The following is a 21,537-nucleotide window of genomic DNA, read 5'->3' as shown; positions in this document are numbered from 1 at the left end:
GACGAGAGGGACCGCCATGCCCGTATTCGCGCTGGAGCCGGAGCAGCAGGAGTGGTGCGCACGTCTGCGCACCACGGCCGAGGAGCGGCTGCGTCCCCTCGCTGACAAGGGTGACCCGGGCCGCGTCAACCGGCCACTCGTCGCCGCCCTCGGCGAGCTCGGCCTGCTGGAGCGGCTGTTCTCCTCCGGCGCGCTCGACCTGTGCCTGATGCGGGAGTCCCTGGCGTACGCGTGCACCGAGGCGGAGACCGCTCTCGCCCTCCAGGGACTCGGCGCCCACCCCGTGGCCGCGCACGGCAGCCCGGCACAGCGGGAGCGCTGGCTGCCCGAGGTCGTCCGGGGCCGGGCGGTCGCCGCCTTCGCCCTGAGCGAGCCGGAGGCGGGCTCCGACGCGGCGGCCCTCGCCCTCAAGGCCGAGCGGGACGGCGCGGGCTGGCGGCTCAGCGGCAAGAAGCGCTGGATCTCCAACGCGCCCGAGGCCGACTTCTGCACCGTGTTCGCCCGCACCACCCAGGGCGCAGGGGCGCGGGGCGTCACCGCGTTCCTGGTGCCCGCCGACCGGTCCGGGCTGAGCGGCACCGCCCTGGACATGCTCTCCCCGCACCCGGTGGGCTCGCTCACCTTCGACGGGGTACGGGTGGACGCCGACGACGTGGTCGGCGAGCCCGAGCGCGGCTTCCGGGTCGCGATGGGGACGCTGAACCTGTTCCGGCCGAGCGTCGGCGCGTTCGCCGTCGGCATGGCGCAGGCCGCCCTCGACGCCACCGTCGAGCACACCGCGCGGCGCACCGCGTTCGGCGGTCCGCTCAAGGACCTCCAGGCCGTCGCGCACCGAGTGGCCGAAATGGCCACCCGCACGGAGGCGGCGCGCCTGCTCGTGTACGGGGCGGCAGCCGCGTACGACCGGGGCACACCGGACGTACCCAAGTACGCGGCGATGGCGAAGCTGCTCGCGACCGAGACCGCGCAGTACGTCGTCGACGCGGCCGTCCAACTGCACGGAGCCCGCGCCCTGCAACGCGGCCACCTCCTCGAACACCTCTACCGCGAGGTGCGCGCGCCCCGGATCTACGAAGGGGCGACCGAGGTCCAGCGCACCATCATCGCGAAGGAGCTGTACCGATGAGCCTCCACCGGGTGAACCCCGCCGAGCTCTCGCCGCCCACGGGATTCAGCCATGCGGTGACGGCCGTCGGCTCCCGGCTGGTGTTCCTCGCCGGTCAGACCGCGCTGGACGAGGGCGGCAAGGTGGTCGGCGAGACCTTGGCGGAGCAGTTCGAAACCGCGCTCGCCAACCTGCTGGCCGCTCTCGCCGCGGCCGGCGGCGCTCCGGCCGACCTCGCCCGGGTCACGGTGTACGCGACGGACGTCGCCGAGTACCGGGAGCACGCCCGCGAACTCGGGCTCATCTGGAGGCGGTTGGCCGGGCGCGAGTATCCGGCCATGGCCGTCATCGGTGTGGTCCGGCTGTGGGACGAGCAGGCGAGGGTGGAGTTGGACGGGGTGGCGGTGCTGGATTGAGCGGCATTGGGCGGATGTCATCTGATAGCCGTCAGCCGTCAGCCGTCAGCCGTCAGCCGTCAGCCGTCAGCCGTCAGCCGTCACGCGTCACCCATCATCCGTCATCGGCCACCCGTCACCTGGTAGTTGTCGTCTGACCGCTGACCGCTGACCGCTGACCGCTGACCGCTGACCGCTGACCGCTGACCGCTGACCGCTGACCGCCGTCGTCTGTTATCCGTCGTCCGTCGTCCGTCGTCCGTCGTCCGTCATCCGTCATCCGTCATCCGTCGTCCGTCGTCCGTCATCCGTCATCCGTCATCCGTCATCCGTCACGCGGCCCCCCAACCACCCCAAAGTGACCCCAGGGGAAATCGTGGTCGCACAAGGGTTGTCAGTGCAATTTCACATTACTATGTTACAGGTCACGTTGCGGCGCACGCTTCACTCCCCAAATGCCGTATGAATCAGGGCATTTCGCATGGCCGCACCCAGCGCATCCCCGCACCACCACCAACTCACCTCCCACACAGGAGCTCTCAGGTGTCCAAGCTCAGATCCGCGCGCAAGCCGCTTCTCGCCGCCGCCGTCGCGGCCACTCTGCTCGCCACCGCCGGGCAGGCCGCCCAGGCCGCGCAGCCGGGGCAGTCCGCCAAGGCGAAGGCGGGTGCCTCGCGGGCGATCCCGGCTTCGCTCGCCGCGCGGCCCACCCCGCCCGCCAACGCGGGTGCGGGCAAGGGCGCCAACCCGTTCGACGAGGTCGACCGCCTGGCCAAGGCGCCCAAGCAGACGGCGCGGGCGCTGCCCGCGCCCGGCGGCGGCAAGGAAGGCCGAATAGCCGGTCCGCAGAACCGGGCCGTCGCCCCGGCCGCGCACGCCGCGCTGCGTGCCGCCGGAGTTCCGTGCACCCTCGACGGCATCAAGGGGCTCGGCCCCGAGGCGTTCGCGGACTTCCTCACCGACCCGGCCGTCACCGCGGACGGCTGTCTGCGCGGGCTCATCTGGACCTGGGACGCGCGCCTCGCGCCGGTCATGTCCGACGCCCATGTGCAGGCCGTCGCCAACCGGGCCGCGGGCCTGGCCGCCGCCCACGACGGCAAGAACGGCAGCAATCTGCTGGAACTGTTCACGTATCTGCACGCGGTGGCGTACCAGGACTATTCGCACGACGAGATCGACGTCACCGACGCGCCCACCGTCGACGCGATGCGGCGGGCCGTGGCCGCCCTCGCCTCCGCCGCGCACACCTTCGACAACACCCGCCAGAACGCGGAGACCCTGCGCGAGGCGCTGTACGCGGCGAGCGCGCCGGGACTTCGGCAGTACCAACTGCCGCTGATCCAGCGAGTATTGGGGACCATGGCGCCGGGTGCGGCCACCGCGACCGACGCGAGCTGGGCGGGTGCCGCGCTCGCCGCGCTGTCGGTGAACTACCTGGGCGTGTACCCGGGCAACAAGGACACCGCGTTCCAGACGGCCGTGGCCGCCGACCCCGCGTACCGGGCCACGTTCCGCGCCTTCTCCGGATACACCCACCTCAACGGCACGGCCAACGCCTGGGTGCCGCGCGACGCGCTGTCGGAGTACGGCCGCTTCGGCCAGATCGACGCCCTCAAGAACCAGATCGTGCCCGACCTCGGCGCCCTGCTGCCGGCCGCCGAGAAGAACTTCGGCAAGATGAGCGCGCCCTGGCTCTCGCTCGCCTCCTGGCTGAACTTCTACGGCCAGTGCGCCCCGTACAACGTGTGCAAGGACCAGGTCGAGAACCAGCTCTTCACCCACACGTACAGCTACGACAACGGCGCCATCCAGGTCCGTACGGCGCTCGACCGGGCCACCGTCGACCAGCTGTACTACGCGAGCAAGCAGGTCAAGGCGCAGTTCTTCCGCGTCCTCGGGACCGACAAGCCGCTGGCGGGGGACACCAACACCACGCTCCACATCCACCTGTACGCGTCGCGCTCGGACTACGAGGTGTACCAGCCGTTCCTCACCGGCTACTCCACCAACAACGGCGGCATGTACATCGAGGACGGCGCGACCTTCTACACCTACCAGCGCCGGGTGCCGCAGGACTCCTCGCTCACCCTCGAAGAGCTCTTCCGGCACGAGTACACCCACTACCTCAACGGGCGCTGGGCGGTGCCCGGTTCGTTCGGCCAGGGGTCCTGGTACACCGGCGACCGCACCACCGCGATGGACGAGGGCACCGCGGAGTTCTTCGACGGCGGCACCCGCGACGACGGCATAGAGGTGCGCAAGTCGCTGGTGCGGGGCGTCATCGCCGACACGGCGGGCGGCGGTCCGCGCATGAGCGTGGACCAGCTGCTGCACGCCACGTACGACGGGGACGGCTTCCGCTTCTACAACTACGCGGGCACGTTCTTCGAGTTCCTGTGGAACGAGCACCCGTCGCAGCTGCGCGAGATGTACGGCCACCTGCGGGCGGACGACCCGGCGGGCTTCGACGCCTGGCGCACCCGGATGGGCCGCGACACCGGGATCCAGGCCGAGTACAACGCCTTCCTGGACGAGCAGATCGCCAAGGTGGACTCCCTGTACGTGCCCAACACCACGTACACGCCCAACGCCAGGCTCCGCTACTCCCGCGCCTCCGACGTCCGGGCGGCGTTCGCCAGGGCGACCTACAGCAACCCCGACTGCGTCGACAACGGCGACCCGGGCAAGCACCGGTTCGTCTGCACCGGCCGGATCACCGCGCGGCTGACCGACGCCAACGACCCGGACCAGGTCTTCGACGACATGTCCGGGACCGTCGACTACTTCATCCTCGACCGGGCGGGCGCCGCGGCCAACAACCTGGCCGACATGAACTGCTCCTTCGGGGCCGTCGACATCTGGTCCGACAAGAAGGGCGGCACCTCCAGCTACACCTGCGAGGGCCCGCTGCGCAGCTGACGCCATGGCGCCCGGGGCCGGGGCGAGTTCGCTCGCTCCGGCCCTTGGCCCCCTAAGAGGAATGTGACATATTACTGTGGTGCCCAAGAGACACCCCCTGGACGCCGTGATCATCGGCGCCGGAGTCGTCGGCGCGGCCTGCGCGTACTACGCCGGCCGCGCGGGACTCCGCGTCGCGGTCGTGGACCGCGGCCCCGTCGCGGGCGGCACCACGGGCGCGGGGGAAGGGAATCTGCTCGTCTCCGACAAGGAGGCGGGCCCCGAGCTCGACCTCGCGCTGCTGTCCACCCGACTCTGGCGCGACCTCGCCCACGTGCTCCCACCGGAGACCGAGTACGAGCCGAAGGGCGGTCTCGTCGTGGCGCCCGACGAGGCCGCCCTGGCGGCGCTGCGCGCCTTCGCCGAGGCGCAGCGCGCGGCCGGGGTCGACGCCCGTGAGATCGCCGCCGACCGCCTGCGCGAGCTGGAGCCGCACCTGGCCCCCGGCCTCGCGGGAGGCTTCCGCTACCCGCAGGACGCCCAGGTCCAGCCCGCCCAGGCGGCGGCCCAACTGCTGCGCGCGGCAGGCCAATTCGGCGTGGACGTGCGCCTCGGAGAGGAGGTGCGGGAGATCCTCACCGGGCCCGGCGGCCGGATCCGGGGCGTGCGCACCCCGCACGGCGACCTGCTGGCCCCGGCCGTCGTCAACGCCGCCGGAACGTGGGGCGGCGAGATCGCCGCGCTCGCCGGAACGGCCCTGCCGGTGCTGCCGCGCCGGGGGTTCGTCCTGGTCACCGAGCCGCTGCCGCGACTGGTGCGGCACAAGGTGTACGCGGCGGACTACATCGCGGACGTGGCCAGCGGCTCGGCCGCGCTGCAGTCCTCGGCGGTGGTCGAGGGCACCCCCGGCGGACCGGTCCTGATCGGAGCCACCCGTGAGCGGGTCGGCTTCGAACGGATGCTGTCCGTCGAGGCGTTGCGGCGCCTCGCGGGCCAGGCGTGCGCGCTGTTCCCGGCCCTCCAGCGGGTCCGGGTGATCCGTACGTACCACGGCTTCCGCCCCTATCTGCCCGACCATCTGCCCGCGATCGGCCCGGACCCCCGGGTGCCGGGGCTGCTGCACGCGTGCGGCCACGAGGGAGCGGGCATCGGTCTCGCGCCCGGCACCGGTCTGCTGATCGCCGCCGCCCTGTCCGGCGAGCGGCCCGCCCTGGACCTGGGCCCCTTCCGGCCCGACCGGTTCGGCGAGGACGCGCGGCAGGGCGCGCCCGGTCCGGGAGGGGGCCGGGCGCGGCACGAGGACGACGAGGGGGCCGAGGGGGCCGAGCGCGGGGGCGGTGTGCGCAAGGGGGGCGACCGCGAGGAGAACGAACGCGAGGAAGGCGAGCGCGGGCAGGACGAGCGCGGGACGGGGCAGCGCGGGACGGGCGAGCGCGCGGCGGAGGGTGGACGGGAGGGCGGGGCACGGGGCCCGGCCCATGGCGAGCGGGAGCGGGGAGCGGGACGATGACGAACGTGTACGGCACGGACGGGTCGCGGGGCGCGCGGGGGGCGCGCGGCGATTCCGGCGGTGCGCCGCGCGCCGGACTCCGGGGCGCGTTCGCGCGCGTTCGGGGCGCGGCGCCCGCCACCACGGCCGCCGCCCTCGTCCGGGCCGCTCCCCGCCCCGCGTTCACCTTCACCTTCGACGGCCGCACCCTCACCGCGCTGCCCGGGCAGAGCCTGGCCGCCGCGCTGTGGGCCGCCGGGGTCCTCTCCTGGCGCACCACCCGCTCGGGCGGCGAGCCGCGCGGCGCCTTCTGCGGGATCGGGCAGTGCTTCGACTGCCTGGCCACCGTCAACGGCCGCCCCAACCAGCGCGCCTGCCTCGTCCCCGCCCGCCCCGGCGACGCCGTCACCACCCAGGAGGGCACCGGCCATGCCGAACTCGCCGTCTGACCTGGCCGTGGTCGGCGCCGGGCCGGCGGGCCTCGCCGCCGCCGTCGCGGCGGCCGACCTCGGTCTGACCGTGACCGTCCTGGACGCGGGGGAGCGGCCCGGCGGGCAGTTCTACCGGCATCCGGCGCCGGGGCTCGGCGCGGCCCGGCCGGAGGCGCTGCACCACGGCTGGCGGGCGTTCGCGACCCGCGCCGCCCGCCTCGCGGCCCATCGCGAGGCGGGCCGGATCGGCCACCTCGCCGCCCATCACGTCTGGACGGTCGTGCCCGATCCGCAGGCGGACGGCTGGCTGCTGCACGCGGTCGAGACCCGGCCCGACAGAACGGAGGCCCCGGCCTCGGTGCGGGCGCGGACCGTCCTCCTGGCGACCGGGGCGTACGAGCGGCAACTGCCGTTCCCCGGCTGGACGTTGCCCGGGGTGGTCGGGGCGGGCGGGGCCCAGGCCATGCTGAAGTCCGGCCTGGTGCTGCCCGGCCGGCGGGTGGTGGTGGCGGGCAGCGGCCCGTTGCTGCTGGCCGTCGCGGGCTCCCTCGCCGCGGCCGGGGCCGCCGTCCCGGCGGTGGTGGAGGCGTCCGGCTATCTCGGGTACGCCCGTGAACTGCCCGCGCTGGTGCGCAACCCCGGCAAGCTCGTCGAGGGCGCGCAGTACGGGGGCGGGCTGCTGCGCCACCGGGTGCGACCGCTGCTGCGGCACGCGGTGACGGCCGCGCACGGCAGCGGGCGCGTCGAGGCCGTGACGGTCTCCCGGCTCGACCGGGACTGGCGGCCGGTGCCGGGCAGCGGTCGCCGCATCGCCTGCGACGCGCTCGCGGTCGGCCACGGCCTGGTGCCCCAGCTGGAGCTGGCGACGGGTCTCGGCTGCGCCACCCGCCGCACGGCCGACGGCACGCTCGCCCTCGCCCTCGACCCGGCCCAGCGCACCTCCGTACCCGGCGTCTGGTCCGCGGGGGAGACCGGAGGCATCGGCGGTGCCCAACTGGCCCTGGCGGAAGGCGAGTTGGCGGCGGCTTCGATCGCGTACGAGCTGTACGGGACGCCGCGTCCGCGCCGCGGCGCGGTGCTGGTGCGGCGCCGGGCCCGGCTGCGCGCCTTCGCGGACGCGATGGCGGCGGCGCACCGGCCCGGGCCGGGCTGGACGGGGTGGCTGGACGACGACACCACGGTGTGCCGCTGCGAGGAGGTGCCGGCGGGCCGGATCCGCACGGCCGTCACCGACCTCGGCGCGCGGGACGCCCGGAGCGTGAAACTGCTGACCAGGGCCGGGATGGGCTGGTGCCAGGGGAGAGTGTGCGGCGCGGCGGTGGCGTGCCTGTCGGGCGCGGAACCGGGGGGCGAGCGACGGCCGCTCTCCTGTCCGGTGGAACTGGGCCACCTCGCCCAACTGCCCCCGGCGGAAGACTGACCGGCCGGGGATCGGCCCGCGGCGGGTGGGTCGATCCCGGCCCGGCGGATCCCGGCCCGGCGGATCCCGGCCCGGCCGATCCCGGGCCGACCGGCGGCTGCCCCGCCCCCACCCGGCCCGCCCCCACCCGGCCCGCCCTCAACCTGCCGTCGCGCGCACCCCTGTCCGGGCCGCTCCCAACCCGCTTCCGCACGCACCCCCAGCCCACCCCCGCTCAGCCACTCGGCCCGCTCATACCCGTACGGCTCTTGTGGCCGCCTTGCAGCGCACAGTAAAATGTCACACACCACACTAGGGAGTCATCGATGACGTCTGCCCAGACCGCCGTGTCCGCCCGTCCCGCCGTCGACCGGCTGCCCTGGCGCGGCATCATGGTCGCCACCGCCCTGCCCCTGCGTGAAGACCTGTCCGTCGACTACGACGGTTACGCCGAGCACGTCCGCTGGCTGATCGAGAGCGGCTGCGACGGCGTCGTGCCCAACGGCTCCCTCGGCGAGTACCAGACGCTCAGCGACGAGGAGCGCGCCCGCGTCGTCCAAGTGGCCGTCGAGGCCGCCGGTGACGGTGCCCGGGTGATGCCGGGCGTCGCCGCGTACGGCAGCGGCGAGGCGCGCCGCTGGGCCGAGCAGGCCGCCGAGGCGGGCGCGGGCTCGGTCCTGCTGCTGCCGCCCAACGCCTACCGCGCCGACGAGGCGGCCGTGCGCGCCCACTACGCCGAGGTCGCCCGCGCCGGCCTTCCGGTGGTCGCGTACAACAACCCGTACGACACCAAGGTCGATCTGACGCCCGCGCTCCTCGCCGGGCTGCACCGCGACGGCAGCATCGTGGCGGTGAAGGAGTTCAGCGGGGACGTGCGCCGGGCCTACGAGATCGCCGAACTCGCCCCGGAACTCGACCTGTTGATCGGCGCCGACGACGTACTCCTCGAACTCGCGCTGGCGGGCGCGGTCGGGTGGGTCGCGGGGTACCCCAACGCGCTGCCCGTCGCCTCCGTGGCCCTGTACCGGGCCGCCGTCGCCGGGGACCTGGAGAGCGCGCTGCCGCTCTACAAGTCGCTGCACCCGCTGCTGCGCTGGGACTCCAAGACCGAGTTCGTGCAGGCCATCAAGGCGTCGATGGACCTCGCCGGACGCCACGGCGGCCCCACCCGTCCGCCGCGCGCCCCGCTCACCGGCGAGCAGGAGTCGGCCGTGCGCGCGGCCACCGAGAAGGCGCTCGCGGAAGGACACCGCTGACCGATGCGCACCCGTCACGTCTACCACGCGGTCGACTCGCACACCGAGGGCATGCCCACCCGGGTGATCACCGGAGGGGTCGGTGTCATCCCCGGCGCCACCATGGCCGAACGGCGCCTCCACTTCATCGAGCACCTCGACCGGCTGCGCACCCTGCTGATGTACGAGCCGCGCGGGCACGCGGCGATGAGCGGCGCGATCCTGCAGCCGCCCACCCGCCCCGACGCCGACTACGGGGTCCTCTACATAGAGGTCTCCGGGCTCCTGCCGATGTGCGGCCACGGCACGATCGGCGTGGCCACCGTGCTGGTGGAGACCGGCATGGTGGAGGTGGTCGAGCCGGTCACCACGGTCCGGCTGGACACCCCGGCCGGGCTGGTGAGCGTGGACGTGCGGGTGGTGGACGGCGAGGCGCGGTCGGTCACCTTCACCAACGTGCCCGCCTACTGCGCGGGCCTGGACCGCGAGGTGGAGGTGCCCGGACACGGCACGGTCACCTACGACCTCGCGTTCGGCGGCAACTTCTACGCCTTCGTCCCGCTGGACGACCTCGGCCTGCCCTTCGACCGGGCCCGCAAGGACGACCTGCTCGCGGCGGGGCTCGCCATCATGGACGCCATCAACGCCACCGACCGGCCGGTGCACCCGGAGAACCCGGGGATCGGCGGCGTCAAGCACGTCTATCTGACCGCCCCCGGCTCCGACGCCCACCGCTCCCGGCACGCCATGGCGATCCACCCGGGCTGGTTCGACCGCTCCCCGTGCGGCACCGGCACCTCCGCGCGGATGGCGCAGCTGCACGCCCGGGGCGAGCTGCCGCTGCACCAGGACTTCGTCAACGAGTCCTTCATCGGTACGGAGTTCACCGGCCGGCTCGTCGAGGAGACCGCGGTCGGCGGCCTCCCGGCGGTCGTGCCCACGGTGACCGGGCGCGCCTGGATCACCGGGACGGCCCAGTACTTCCTGGACCCGTCCGACCCGTTCCCCGCCGGATTCCTGCTGTGAGCGGGCAGCGGGTCGAGGAGCGCGCACCCGTGGCCGGGGAGCTCGCGCACCTCGGCGCGGCGGAGATCGCGGGCCTGCTCACCCCCGCCGGGGCGGCCGGCGCGGTGGCGGCGGCCCTGCGCGAGGGCCTCGACCCCGAGGGCCCCCGGGCCTGCCCGCCGCGCACCGCGCTGGCGGCCCCGGGAGGCGAACTCCTCCTGATGCCCGCCGCCTCCGGCAGGTTCGCGGGGGTGAAGATCGCCGGGGTCGCCCCGGCCAACCCCGGCCGCGGGCTGCCCCGGATCACCGGCGGCTATCTGCTCCTGGGCGGCGCCACCCTGCTGCCCCTCGCGCTGCTGGACGGCCCGGCCCTCACCACCCTGCGCACCCCGGCGGTCTCGGCGCTGGCGATCGACCGGCTGGCCGCGCCGGACGCCGCCCGCCTCGTCCTGTTCGGCGCCGGACCGCAGGCGTACGGACATCTGCAAGCCGCCCTGGCGGTACGGGAGTTGACGCGGGTCACCGTGGTCGCGCGCACCCCGGAGGCCGTCGACCGGCTGGTGGCGCACGCCCGTACGCTGGGAGTCGAGGCGCACGGCGGCACCCCCGACGCGGTCCGCGGCGCCGACCTCGTCGTCTGCTGCACCACCGCCCGCGAACCGCTCTTCGACGGGCGGCTGGTGGCCGACGGCGCCACCGTGGTCGCGGTCGGCTCGCACGAACCGGCGGCCCGCGAGACGGACTCGGCGCTGGTGCGGCGTGCGGCGGTGTACGTGGAGTCGCGGGCGGCGGCCCTGCGCGAGGCGGGCGACCTGCTGATCCCGCTGGGCGAGGGCGCGATCGGGCCGGACCACGTCACGGGCACGCTGGCCGACCTGGTCGCGGGGGCGGCGCCGCCCGAAGGCCGGCCCCGGCTCTTCAAGAGCGTGGGCATGGCCTGGGAGGATCTGGCCGTGGCTGCGGCGCTGTACCTGGCCCGCCCGGGCCCGGTGGAGCAACGTGACATTGTACGCTGAGCCTCCGCGGATTCACGGAGGAAGTGCCATGGGCGACCTGAAACAGCGCAATCTCATCACGGCCCAGGAGCGGCTGCGCGACCAGGTGGCCCACGCCCTGCGCGCGGCCCTGGTCGCCGGTGAACTGCGCCCGGGCAACATCTACTCCGCCCCCGGCCTCGCCGCCGACTTCGGCATCTCGGCCACCCCGGTGCGCGAGGCGATGCTGGACCTGGCCCGGGAAGGACTGGTCGAGCCCGTACGCAACAAGGGGTTCCGGATCACCGAGGTCAGCGAGCGCGACCTGGACCAGTACACCGAGCTGCGCGCGCTCATCGAGGTGCCCACCGTGGGCCGGGTGACCCAGCTGGCCAAGGCCGAGCAGCTGGAGGAGCTGCGGCCGGTCGCCGAGGAGATCGTCACCCACGCCCGCGACCACAACCTCATCGGCTACCTCGACGCCGACCGCCGCTTCCACCTCCAGCTCCTGGGACTCGCGGGCAACGAGCGGCTCGTCGAGACCGTGGGCGACCTGCGCAAGCGCTCCCGTCTGTACGGACTGACCCGGCTCGACGAGCGCGGCCAGCTGATCTCCTCCGCCGAGGAGCACATCGAGCTCCTCGACCTGATGGTGGCGGGCGACGCCCGGGCCGCCGAGGAGTGCATGGCGCGCCATCTCGGCCATGTCCGCTCGCTGTGGGCGCAGGCCCGCGACGAACCCGTCGAGCCCCGCCCCAAGCGCACGCTCGGCAACCGCTGATCGGCGTACGGTGACGGCCGCGCGGCGGGGGAAGGCGGCCCGGGCGGGCGGGACTTGATCGACTGGTGGGGCCGCCGGGGCGGGCTTAGTGTCGAGGGGGTGGACGGGACCGTCCACCCGTCCCTCGTACGAGGGCAGTACCGCCATGACGAGTTCGCAGCCGACCCCCACCGCCGTGACCGCCGCCCCCGAGAGCAAGGGCGACGGCAAGGGAATCGCGCTCCTGGTCATCGCCTCGTGCCAGTTGATGGTGGTGCTCGACATCACCATCGTCAACATCGCGCTGCCGCACATCCAGAGCGCACTGGACTTCTCCACCACCAGCCTGGCCTGGGTGGTCAGCGCCTACACCCTCACCTTCGGCGGTCTGCTGCTGCTCGGCGGGCGCACCGGTGACATCCTGGGTCGGCGCCGGGTCTTCGTCTTCGGCGTCCTGCTCTTCGCGGTGGCCTCGCTGCTCGGCGGACTCTCCCAGAGCTCCGGCCAGTTGCTCGCCGCGCGGGCCGTCCAGGGCGTCGGCGGCGCCATCGCCTCGCCCACCGCGCTGGCCCTGATCACCACCACCTTCCGCGAAGGCCCCGAGCGCAACCGGGCGTTCGGCGTCTTCGCCGCGGTCTCCGCGGGCGGCGGCGCGATCGGCCTGCTGGCCGGGGGCATGCTCGTCCAATGGCTCGACTGGCGCTGGGTGTTCTTCGTGAACGTCCCCATCGCCATACTGATCGTGCTGGCCACGCCCCGCCACATCAAGGAGTCCGAACGCCACCCCGGCCACTTCGACTTCGCCGGTGCGCTGACCTCGACGCTGGGCATGGGCGCGCTGGTGTACGGGTTCATCCGGGCCGCCCAGGAAGGCTGGCGCGACGCGCTCACCCTGGCCTCGTTCGGCGCGGCGGTGCTGCTCCTGGTCACCTTCGTCCTGGTGGAGCGGCGCTCGCGCCGGCCCATCACACCGCTGCACATGTTCGCCGACCGCAACCGCGCGGGCACCTACGGCATCATGCTGAGCCTCGCCGCGGCGATCTTCGGCATGTTCTTCTTCCTCACCCTGTTCGTGCAGGACGTGCTCGGCTTCAGCCCGCTGCGGGCCGGGCTCGCCTTCCTGCCGGTCAGCGCGGTGATCGCGGTGGGCGCGGGGACCGCCTCCCAGCTCCTGCCCAAGTACGGGCCCAAGCCGTTCATGGTGACGGGTTCGGTGCTGGCCGCGGCGGGCCTGTCCTGGCTCACCCTCACCGACGTCCACTCCACCTATCTGGGCAGCATCCTCGGCCCGATGCTGGTCTTCAGCCTCGGCATGGGCATGAACTTCGTCTCACTGACACTGATGGCCGTCTCCGACGTCCCCCAGGAGGAGACCGGCGCCGCCTCCGGCATGCTCAACGCCACCCAGCAGGTGGGCGGCTCGCTCGGCCTGTCCATCCTGGTCACCGTCTTCGGCACGGCCAGCGGCAACGAGGCCGCCGACCAGGTCCCCAGGTTCCTCGCCCAGGCCACCCCGGCGCAGCGCGTGCTGTTCCAGCGCACCGGACAGCTGCCCCGCCCCTGGAGCGACCAGGTGCTCGCCTCCGGGGTCTCCACCGCCTTCATCGTGGCGGCGATCTTCGCGATCGTGGCCGCGGTGATCGCCCTGCTGGCCATCCAGGTCCGCCCCTCGGACCTGGCCCGCCTCCAGGGCGGAACGCCCCCGACCCCTTGAGGACGCCCGGCGGGGACGATCTCAAGGGGTCGGGAAGTACCGCGGCGGGACCGGGCCGGCCGCGCCGGACGGGCGCTAGATGTCCCGGAAGATCTCGATCTGCGCCCCCACCGAGTTCAGTCGCTCCGCGAGGTCCTCGTAGCCGCGGTTGATCACGTACACATTGCGCAGCACCGACGTGCCCTCGGCCGCCATCATCGCGAGCAGGACCACCACCGCCGGGCGCAGCGCGGGCGGGCACATCATCTCCGCCGCCCGCCAGCGCGTGGGGCCCTCGACCAGGACGCGGTGCGGGTCGAGGAGCTGGAGGCGACCGCCGAGGCGGTTGAGGTCCGTGAGGTAGATCGCACGGTTGTCGTAGACCCAGTCGTGGATCAGGGTCTGGCCCTGGGCCACGGCCGCGATCGCCGCGAAGAACGGCACGTTGTCGATGTTGAGCCCGGGGAACGGCATCGGGTGGATCTTGTCGATCGGCGCCTCCAGCTTGGAGGGGCGGACCGTGAGGTCGATCAGCCGGGTGCGGCCGTTGTCGGCGGCGTACTCCGGCGAGCGGTCGTGGTCCAGGCCCATCTCCTCCAGGACCGCGAGCTCGATCTCCAGGAACTCGATCGGCACCCGGCGGATCGTCAGCTCCGACTCGGTGACCACGGCGGCGGCCAGCAGGCTCATCGCCTCGACCGGGTCCTCGGAGGGGGAGTAGTCGACGTCCACGTCGATGGTGGGCACGCCGTGCACGGTCAGCGTGGTGGTGCCGACGCCGTCCACCCGTACGCCCAGCGCCTCCAGGAAGAAGCACAGGTCCTGGACCATGTAGTTGGAGGAGGCGTTGCGGATGACGGTGACGCCGTCGTGGCGGGCGGCGGCCAGCAGCGCGTTCTCGGTCACCGTGTCGCCGCGCTCGGTCAGCACGATCGGGCGGTCCGGGGCGGTCCGGGTGACCTCGGCGTGGTAGATGCCCTCGGTGGCCGTGATGTCCAGGCCGAACCGGCGCAGGGCGATCATGTGCGGCTCGATGGTGCGGGTGCCGAGGTCGCAGCCGCCCGCGTAGGGCAGCCGGAAGCGGTCCATGCGGTGCAGCAGCGGGCCGAGGAACATGATGATGGAGCGGGTGCGGCGGGCGGCCTCCGCGTCCATGCCGTCCATGTCGAGGTCGGCCGGGGGCACGATCTCCAGGTCGACGCCGTCGTTGATCCAGCGGGTGCGGACCCCGATGGAGTTCAGGACCTCCAGGAGCCGGAAGACCTCTTCGATCCGGGCGACCCGGCGCAGCACGGTGCGGCCCTTGTTCAGGAGCGATCCGCAGAGCAGCGCCACACAGGCGTTCTTGCTCGTCTTGACGTCGATGGAGCCGGAGAGCCGGCGCCGGCCGACCACCCGCAGGTGCATGGGCCCGGCGTAGCCGAGCGAGACGATCTCACTGTCGAGAGCTTCACCGATGCGGGCGATCATCTCAAGACTGATGTTCTGGTTCCCGCGCTCGATACGGTTCACGGCGCTCTGGCTGGTGCCCAGAGCCTCGGCCAACTGCGTCTGCGTCCAGCCCCGGTGCTGCCGGGCGTCACGGATGAGCTTGCCGATGCGTACGAGGTAGTCGTCTGACATGGCGACAGGTTATCTCAGATATGAGATGAGCTTCTCGCTGGGGTGCGCCGTCCGGGTGAGGCGGATCTGAAGCACCGTCAGTTGCGAGGCTGGGGTGACGGGGGTGCGGACGCAACCGGAGGGGTCCGTTCGGGGTGCGGGCGCGTGCGGACGGCGCCGCGCGGGGCGTCCGCGGGCATGGGGGGCGCCCCGCGGGGGACCCGGGAGCCGGTGGCCGGGAGGTGCCGCACGCGGGCGCGCGGGCGCCCGGGGCGTGGCCGCGCATGACCTCCGGCCGCCCATGTACTAGAGTTATCTCGACATCGAGATATCTGCCGAGGCGCACCGCGGCCGCCCACCCCGGTAAGGGTTACCTAACTTAGCCTTACCTTAGCGGATTGGCTATCCAGCGTGGCGGCAGGATGCGGTGGAACGCGCACATATATGAAGGAGACTGTCGTGTCGGCGAACAGCTTCGACGCCCGCAGCACGCTGCAGGTGGGCGACGAGTCGTACGAGATCTTCCGGCTGGACAAGGTCGAGGGCTCCGCGCGCCTCCCTTACAGCCTGAAGGTCCTGCTGGAGAACCTGCTCCGTACCGAGGACGGCGCGAACATCACCGCCGACCACATCCGGGCGCTCGGCGGCTGGGACTCCCAGGCGCAGCCCAGCCAGGAGATCCAGTTCACGCCGGCCCGCGTGATCATGCAGGACTTCACCGGCGTGCCCTGCGTCGTCGACCTCGCCACCATGCGCGAGGCCGTCAAGGAGCTCGGCGGCGACCCGGCGAAGGTCAACCCGCTCTCCCCGGCCGAGCTGGTCATCGACCACTCCGTCATCGCCGACAAGTTCGGCACCAAGGAAGCGTTCGCGCAGAACGTGGAGCTGGAGTACGGCCGCAACAAGGAGCGCTACCAGTTCCTGCGCTGGGGCCAGACGGCCTTCGACGACTTCAAGGTCGTCCCGCCGGGCACCGGCATCGTCCACCAGGTCAACATCGAGCACCTGGCCCGTACGGTCATGGTCCGGGGCGGCCAGGCGTACCCCGACACCCTCGTCGGCACCGACTCGCACACCACCATGGTCAACGGCCTCGGCGTGCTGGGCTGGGGCGTCGGCGGCATCGAGGCCGAGGCCGCGATGCTCGGCCAGCCGGTCTCGATGCTCATCCCGCGCGTCGTCGGCTTCAAGCTGACCGGCGAGCTGAACCCGGGCACCACCGCCACCGACCTGGTCCTCACGATCACCGAGATGCTGCGCAAGCACGGCGTCGTCGGCAAGTTCGTCGAGTTCTACGGTGAGGGCGTCGCCGCCACCTCGCTGGCCAACCGCGCCACCATCGGCAACATGTCGCCGGAGTTCGGCTCCACCGCCGCGATCTTCCCGATCGACGGCGAGACCCTGAACTACCTCAAGCTCACCGGCCGCTCCGAGCAGCAGGTCGCGCTCGTCGAGGCGTACGCCAAGGAGCAGGGCCTCTGGCTGGACCCGGCCGCCGAGCCCGACTTCTCCGAGAAGCTGGAGCTCGACCTCTCCACGGTCGTCCCCTCCATCGCCGGCCCGAAGCGTCCGCAGGACCGCATCGTCCTGGCCAACGCCAAGCAGCAGTTCGCGCAGGACGTGCGCAACTACGTCTCCGACGACGAGGAGGCCGGCAAGGAGTCCTTCCCGGCGTCCGACGCCCCGGCGTCCGCCAACGGCGTCCCGACGAAGCCGACCCGGGTCACCCTGGCCGACGGCACGTCCTTCGAGATCGACCACGGCGCGGTGACGGTCGCGGCCATCACCTCCTGCACCAACACGTCGAACCCGTACGTGATGGTCGCCGCCGCGCTCGTCGCGAAGAAGGCCGTGGAGAAGGGCCTGACCCGCAAGCCGTGGGTCAAGACCACCCTCGCCCCGGGCTCGAAGGTCGTCACCGACTACTTCGACAAGGCCAACCTGACGCCCTACCTCGACAAGATGGGCTTCAACCTCGTCGGCTACGGCTGCACCACCTGCATCGGCAACTCCGGTCCGCTGGACGAGGAGATCTCGAAGGCGATCAACGAGGCCGACCTCGCGGTCACCTCGGTGCTCTCCGGCAACCGCAACTTCGAGGGCCGGATCAACCCCGACGTCAAGATGAACTACCTGGCGTCCCCGCCGCTGGTCGTCGCGTACGCCATCGCCGGTTCGATGAAGGTGGACATCACCACCGAGGCCATCGGCACCGACACCGACGGCAACCCGGTCTTCCTCAAGGACATCTGGCCCACCGAGGCCGAGGTCAACGACGTCGTGGCCAACGCCATCGGCGAGGACATGTTCAACAAGTCCTACCAGGACGTCTTCGCGGGTGACGCGCAGTGGCAGTCGCTGCCGATCCCGACCGGCAACACCTTCGAGTGGGACGCCGAGTCGACCTACGTCCGCAAGCCCCCCTACTTCGAGGGCATGCAGATGGAGACGACCCCGGTCACCGACATCACGGGCGCCCGCGTCCTGGCCAAGCTGGGCGACTCGGTCACCACCGACCACATCTCCCCGGCCGGTGCGATCAAGGCCGACACCCCGGCCGGCAAGTACCTCACCGAGCACGGCGTGGCCCGTCGCGACTTCAACTCGTACGGCTCGCGCCGCGGCAACCACGAGGTGATGATCCGCGGCACCTTCGCCAACATCCGGCTCCGCAACCAGATCGCGCCGGGCACCGAGGGCGGCTTCACCCGCGACTTCACCCAGGCCGACGCCCCGGTGTCGTTCATCTACGACGCCTCGCAGAACTACCAGGCCGCCGGCACCCCGCTGGTCATCCTGGCGGGCAAGGAGTACGGCTCGGGCTCGTCCCGCGACTGGGCGGCCAAGGGCACCGCGCTGCTCGGCGTCAAGGCCGTCGTCGCCGAGTCCTACGAGCGCATCCACCGCTCGAACCTCATCGGCATGGGCGTCCTGCCGCTCCAGTTCCCGGAGGGCGCCACGGCGGCCTCGCTGGGTCTGACCGGCGAGGAGACCTTCTCCATCACGGGCGTCACCGAGCTGAACGACGGCACGACCCCGCGCACGGTGAAGGTCACCACCGACTCGGGCGTGGAGTTCGACGCGGTCGTCCGCATCGACACCCCCGGTGAGGCGGACTACTACCGCAACGGCGGCATCATGCAGTACGTGCTGCGCAACCTGATCCGCAACTAGCGGGAACGGGCAGCGAAGAGGGCCGCACTCCGGGATTCCGGGGTGCGGCCCTCCGCGTTGCTCAGGATTCCTGGGGGAAGCCTGGGATCAGAACAGCAGGCGGTACGTGTTCCAGCCGCCGTTGCCGATCTTCACCTTGGACTCGAAGGGGTCCCGGGCGTTGCCGTTGCCGGAGTAGCGCCACAGGGCGCCGTTGCCGTCGCGGGCGAGCAGGTCGGTGCGGCCGTCGCCGGTGATGTCACCGACGGACACGAGCGTGTTGTACGCGTTCCAGCCGCCACCGATGCGGGTGCGGCCCTCGAACGGCGCCTTGTAGTTGCCGGTGCCCTTGTAGAGCCACAGGTTGCCGGAACCGTCGCGGGCGACGATGTCGGGCTTGCCGTCGCCGGTCAGGTCGCCGTTGCCGGCGATCTGGGTGTACTGGCCCCAGCCGCCGCCGACCTTGTAGCGCGACGTCATGTTGCCGTTGCCGTAGCCCAGGTACAGGTAGAGCGTGCCGCTGCCGTCGCGGGCCAGCAGGTCGCCCGCGCCCGCGCCGCCGAGGTTGCCCACGGCCCAGATGCGGTTGTAGGTGTTCCAGCCGCCGCCGACCTTGAAGTACGAGCCGCCGAAGGGCTGGTACAGCAGGTCGCCGTTGTTCTCGCGGGCCCAGAAGCCGTCCGCGCGACCGTCGTCGTTGAGGTCGGTCTGCGCGATGTCCTTGGTGCTCCCCCAGCCGTAACCGCTGTACTGGCGCGCCTCCAGGCCGCCGTTGCCGTCGGCCGGGTAGCCGTACACGAAGCCGTCGCGCGCGACGCCGTACAGCGCGAAGTACGAGACCGCCGAGGTCGCGCCGGAGCGCGGGGCGGCGGCGCCGTTCTTCGGCTTGGCCGTGACGGAACCGGCCGACTTGCCGGGGTTCTCCGCCGCGACGGCGGACGCGCCGGTCGCGACGAGTGCGGCGGTCACCGCCGCGGCGGCGAGACGCGCGCCGATGCGCCCACGCTTGCGGCCCGAAACTATGGCCACGTGTTTCCTCCGTTGATTGCTGTGGCGTGACACGGCTCAGGAGTTGACGCCGGTCACAAGATCAGCGGAATCCTGTCATGGTTTCTTCACCGGTCCCAATCTGTTTCGTGCCGGAACGGTCACGGCCGTTCGGGGCGGCCCGGACGCACGGAAGGCCGTGTCCACGGGGTTCGTGGACACGGCCTTCCGTCGGCTCGGATCGGATCCGGCGCGTTCGGATCAGAAGAACAGCCGGTAGGTGTTCCAGCCGCTCGTGCCGATCTTCACCCGGGAGGCGAACGGCGCAGCCGCGTTGCCCGTGCCCTTGTAGAGATACAGCGCGCCCGAGGCGTCGCGGCCGATGAGGTCGGCCTTGCCGTCCATGTCGATGTCGCCCGCGGCGAAGATGCTGTTGTAGGTGTTCCACCCACCACCGATCTTCGTGCGGCCCTCGAAGGGCGCCTTGTAGTTGCCGGTGCCCTTGTAGAGCCACAGCGTGCCGTCGCTGCCGCGCGCCACGATGTCGGCCTTGCCGTCGCCGGTCAGGTCGCCGTTGCCGGTGATCTGGGTGTACTGGCCCCAGCCGCCGCCCACCAGGTAGCGGGAGGTCATCTTGCCGTTGCCGTAGCCCAGGTACAGGTACAGGTTGCCCGAACCGTCGCGGCCCAGGACGTCGCCGGCACCGGCGCCGCCGAGGTTGCCGGGGGAGACCAGGGTGTTGTACGTGTTCCAGCCGCCACCGATGGTGATCGGGTTGGAACCGTCGCTCGGCGCGTAGTACAGGTTGCCGTTGTAGTCGGCTTCCCAGGCGCCGTCGGCCAGGTTGTCGGAGTCCTGGTCGACCTGGCCGACCCACTTGAACGCCCAGCCCGTGTTGCCGTCGAAGCCCGTGCGGGACTCGAGGCCGCCGTTGCCGTCGGGAGCGTAGTACCAGACGGTGTTGGACTTGTCGATGCCGTACAGGCCGAACACCGGCGCGTCGCCCACGTTCGACGCCTGGGCCTTGGACAGCGCGCCCTTGGCCGGCTTGGCCGCCGGGGCCTTGAACGGCTTCGCCGAGGGGTTGTCGGCGGCGAAGGCGGAGGCGCCGGTGCCGACGAGGGCGGCGGTAACCGCCGCGGCAGCGAGACGGGTAGCTATCCGCCCACGCTTACGGCCAGAGATCTTGGCCACGTATGTCTCCATTGGTCGCGATTGAGACGTGATGCGGCTCAGGTGTCGAGCCGTGTCACGAGTTCAGCGGAATCGTTTCACGACTCCTTTACCTGTCAACCCGCTTGGCGACAAAGGCGATCAAGACAACAGCTCTTTCTCGCCCGTTGTTCACCCGGCGTATCCCGAAAACGCCCAAAAGGGCCGCATGTCCAGTCGATGGAATGCGGCCCTCCGGTTTTAACGCGGTACGGCGGGGATCAGTACAGCAGCCGGTAGGTGTTCCAGCCGCTCGTGCCGACCTTCACCCGGGGCTGGTACGGGGCCGCGGCGTTGCCGGTGCCCTTGTACAGCCACAGCGCGCCCGCGCCGTCGCGCGCCAGCAGGTCGGTCTTGCCGTCCAGGTCCACGTCGCCCGAGGAGACCAGGGCGTTGTAGGTGTTCCAGCCGCCACCGATCTTGGTGCGGGCCTCGAAGGGCGCCTTGTAGTTGCCGGTGCCCTTGTAGAGCCACAGGGTGCCGTCGCTGCCGCGCGCCACGATGTCGGGCTTGCCGTCGCCGGTCAGGTCGCCGTTGCCCGCGAGCTGGGTGTACTGGCCCCAGCCGCCGCCGACCAGGTAGCGCGAGGTCAGCTTGCCGTTGCCGTACCCCAGGTACAGGTACAGGTTGCCCGAGGCGTCGCGGCCCAGCAGGTCGCCGGCGCCCGCGCCGCCCAGGTTGCCCGGGGAGAGCAGCGTGTTGTAGATGTTCCAGCCACCGCCGACCGTCGTGGTGGCGATCTCGTCGTAGGGCTCGTACGTCAGCGTGCCCTTGTTGTCCCACTTCCAGGTGCCGTCCGGGACGCCGTCGGCGTCGTGGTCCACCTGGGCGGCGTTCTTCAGACCGCCGAGACCCTCGTCGAGCTGCATCCGGGGCGAGAGGCCGCCCTCGAAGTCCGGCAGGTAGGCGAAGCTGTTGCCGCTGCGGTCCACGCCGATCAGCGGGAAGACCGGGTAGGCGCCGTTGGGGTCGCCCTCCTCCTTGGTGACGCCCGTGCGGCCGTGCGCGGCGGCGCGGTGCGCGGACGCCTTCGCGGCGGCGGCCTTCACCGACGCCTTGGCGGACGGCGCGGCCGGGTTGTCGGCGGCGAAGGCGGAGGCGCCGGTGCCGACGAGGGCGGCGGCGACCGCCGTGGCAGCGAGACGGGAGGCTGTCCGCCCAGGCGTACGGCGAGAAGTCTTGGCCACGTATCTCTCCAT

The 21,537-nt window shown here is 72.2% G+C and carries 14 protein-coding genes and 2 pseudogenes; 12 read left to right on the top strand and 4 right to left on the bottom strand.

Annotation, left to right across the window (positions count from 1 at the left end; genetic code table 11):
• Positions 1-16: 16 nt before the first annotated feature.
• The 11 genes and pseudogenes from AB5J87_RS08490 (at position 17) to AB5J87_RS08440 (ending at position 13,405) form a co-directional block, all read left to right on the top strand.
• Positions 17-1,126: an acyl-CoA dehydrogenase family protein gene (locus tag AB5J87_RS08490; RefSeq protein ID WP_369375668.1), complete on the top strand. Its 1,110-nt coding sequence runs from the start codon at positions 17-19 to the stop codon at positions 1,124-1,126.
• On the top strand, positions 1,123-1,521 hold the full coding sequence (locus AB5J87_RS08485) for a RidA family protein (protein ID WP_369375666.1): 399 nt from the start codon (positions 1,123-1,125) through the stop codon (positions 1,519-1,521). The genes AB5J87_RS08490 and AB5J87_RS08485 overlap by 4 nt, the downstream gene beginning before the upstream one ends.
• A 522-nt stretch (positions 1,522-2,043) precedes the next feature.
• Positions 2,044-4,419, top strand: a complete 2,376-nt coding sequence (locus AB5J87_RS08480) for a collagenase (protein ID WP_369375664.1) — start codon at positions 2,044-2,046, stop codon at positions 4,417-4,419.
• A 79-nt stretch (positions 4,420-4,498) separates the two neighbouring features.
• Positions 4,499-5,641 (top strand): annotated as a pseudogene (locus AB5J87_RS08475) (NAD(P)/FAD-dependent oxidoreductase); the annotation flags it as partial.
• A 383-nt stretch (positions 5,642-6,024) separates the two neighbouring features.
• Positions 6,025-6,336 (top strand): annotated as a pseudogene (locus tag AB5J87_RS08470) ((2Fe-2S)-binding protein); the annotation flags it as partial.
• Positions 6,317-7,738, top strand: a complete 1,422-nt coding sequence (locus AB5J87_RS08465) for an NAD(P)/FAD-dependent oxidoreductase (protein WP_369375662.1) — start codon at positions 6,317-6,319, stop codon at positions 7,736-7,738. The pseudogene AB5J87_RS08470 and the gene AB5J87_RS08465, both read left to right, overlap by 20 nt.
• 305 nt (positions 7,739-8,043) lie before the next feature.
• Positions 8,044-8,973, top strand: a complete 930-nt coding sequence (locus AB5J87_RS08460) for a dihydrodipicolinate synthase family protein (protein WP_369375660.1) — start codon at positions 8,044-8,046, stop codon at positions 8,971-8,973.
• A 3-nt stretch (positions 8,974-8,976) separates the two neighbouring features.
• Complete coding sequence (locus tag AB5J87_RS08455; RefSeq protein WP_369375658.1) at positions 8,977-9,978, top strand: proline racemase family protein; 1,002 nt, start codon at positions 8,977-8,979, stop codon at positions 9,976-9,978.
• Complete coding sequence (locus tag AB5J87_RS08450; protein ID WP_369375656.1) at positions 9,975-10,973, top strand: ornithine cyclodeaminase family protein; 999 nt, start codon at positions 9,975-9,977, stop codon at positions 10,971-10,973. The genes AB5J87_RS08455 and AB5J87_RS08450 overlap by 4 nt, the downstream gene beginning before the upstream one ends.
• A gap of 28 nt (positions 10,974-11,001) precedes the next feature.
• Positions 11,002-11,712: a GntR family transcriptional regulator gene (locus AB5J87_RS08445; protein WP_369375654.1), complete on the top strand. Its 711-nt coding sequence runs from the start codon at positions 11,002-11,004 to the stop codon at positions 11,710-11,712.
• Between the two features lie 145 nt (positions 11,713-11,857).
• Positions 11,858-13,405 carry an MFS transporter gene (locus AB5J87_RS08440; protein WP_369375652.1) on the top strand — a complete coding sequence of 516 codons (1,548 nt, stop codon included), beginning with the start codon at positions 11,858-11,860 and terminating at the stop codon, positions 13,403-13,405.
• Between the two features lie 75 nt (positions 13,406-13,480).
• On the opposite strand, the gene AB5J87_RS08435 is transcribed toward AB5J87_RS08440, so the two are convergent.
• On the bottom strand, positions 13,481-15,007 hold the full coding sequence (locus tag AB5J87_RS08435; protein WP_369375650.1) for a helix-turn-helix domain-containing protein: 1,527 nt from the start codon (positions 15,005-15,007) through the stop codon (positions 13,481-13,483).
• 438 nt (positions 15,008-15,445) lie between these two features.
• Between AB5J87_RS08435 and acnA the strand changes: the two genes are divergently transcribed.
• Positions 15,446-18,160: an aconitate hydratase AcnA gene (gene acnA / locus AB5J87_RS08430; RefSeq protein ID WP_369375648.1), complete on the top strand. Its 2,715-nt coding sequence runs from the start codon at positions 15,446-15,448 to the stop codon at positions 18,158-18,160.
• A gap of 87 nt (positions 18,161-18,247) precedes the next feature.
• On the opposite strand, the gene AB5J87_RS08425 is transcribed toward acnA, so the two are convergent.
• From AB5J87_RS08425 to AB5J87_RS08415, 3 genes are all read right to left on the bottom strand, one after another.
• Positions 18,248-19,168, bottom strand: a complete 921-nt coding sequence (locus tag AB5J87_RS08425) for an FG-GAP repeat domain-containing protein (RefSeq protein ID WP_369375646.1) — start codon at positions 19,166-19,168, stop codon at positions 18,248-18,250.
• A gap of 219 nt (positions 19,169-19,387) precedes the next feature.
• Positions 19,388-20,320, bottom strand: a complete 933-nt coding sequence (locus AB5J87_RS08420) for an FG-GAP repeat domain-containing protein (RefSeq protein ID WP_369375644.1) — start codon at positions 20,318-20,320, stop codon at positions 19,388-19,390.
• 239 nt (positions 20,321-20,559) lie between these two features.
• Positions 20,560-21,525, bottom strand: coding sequence for an FG-GAP repeat domain-containing protein (locus AB5J87_RS08415; RefSeq protein WP_369375642.1), 966 nt, complete (start codon positions 21,523-21,525; stop codon positions 20,560-20,562).
• Positions 21,526-21,537 lie beyond the last annotated feature (12 nt).

This window comes from Streptomyces sp. cg36 (genome assembly GCF_041080675.1).
Lineage (GTDB): Bacteria > Actinomycetota > Actinomycetes > Streptomycetales > Streptomycetaceae > Streptomyces.
The sequence above is the reverse complement of the archived record's forward strand: the minus strand, read 5'-3'. Positions and strand labels throughout refer to the sequence as shown.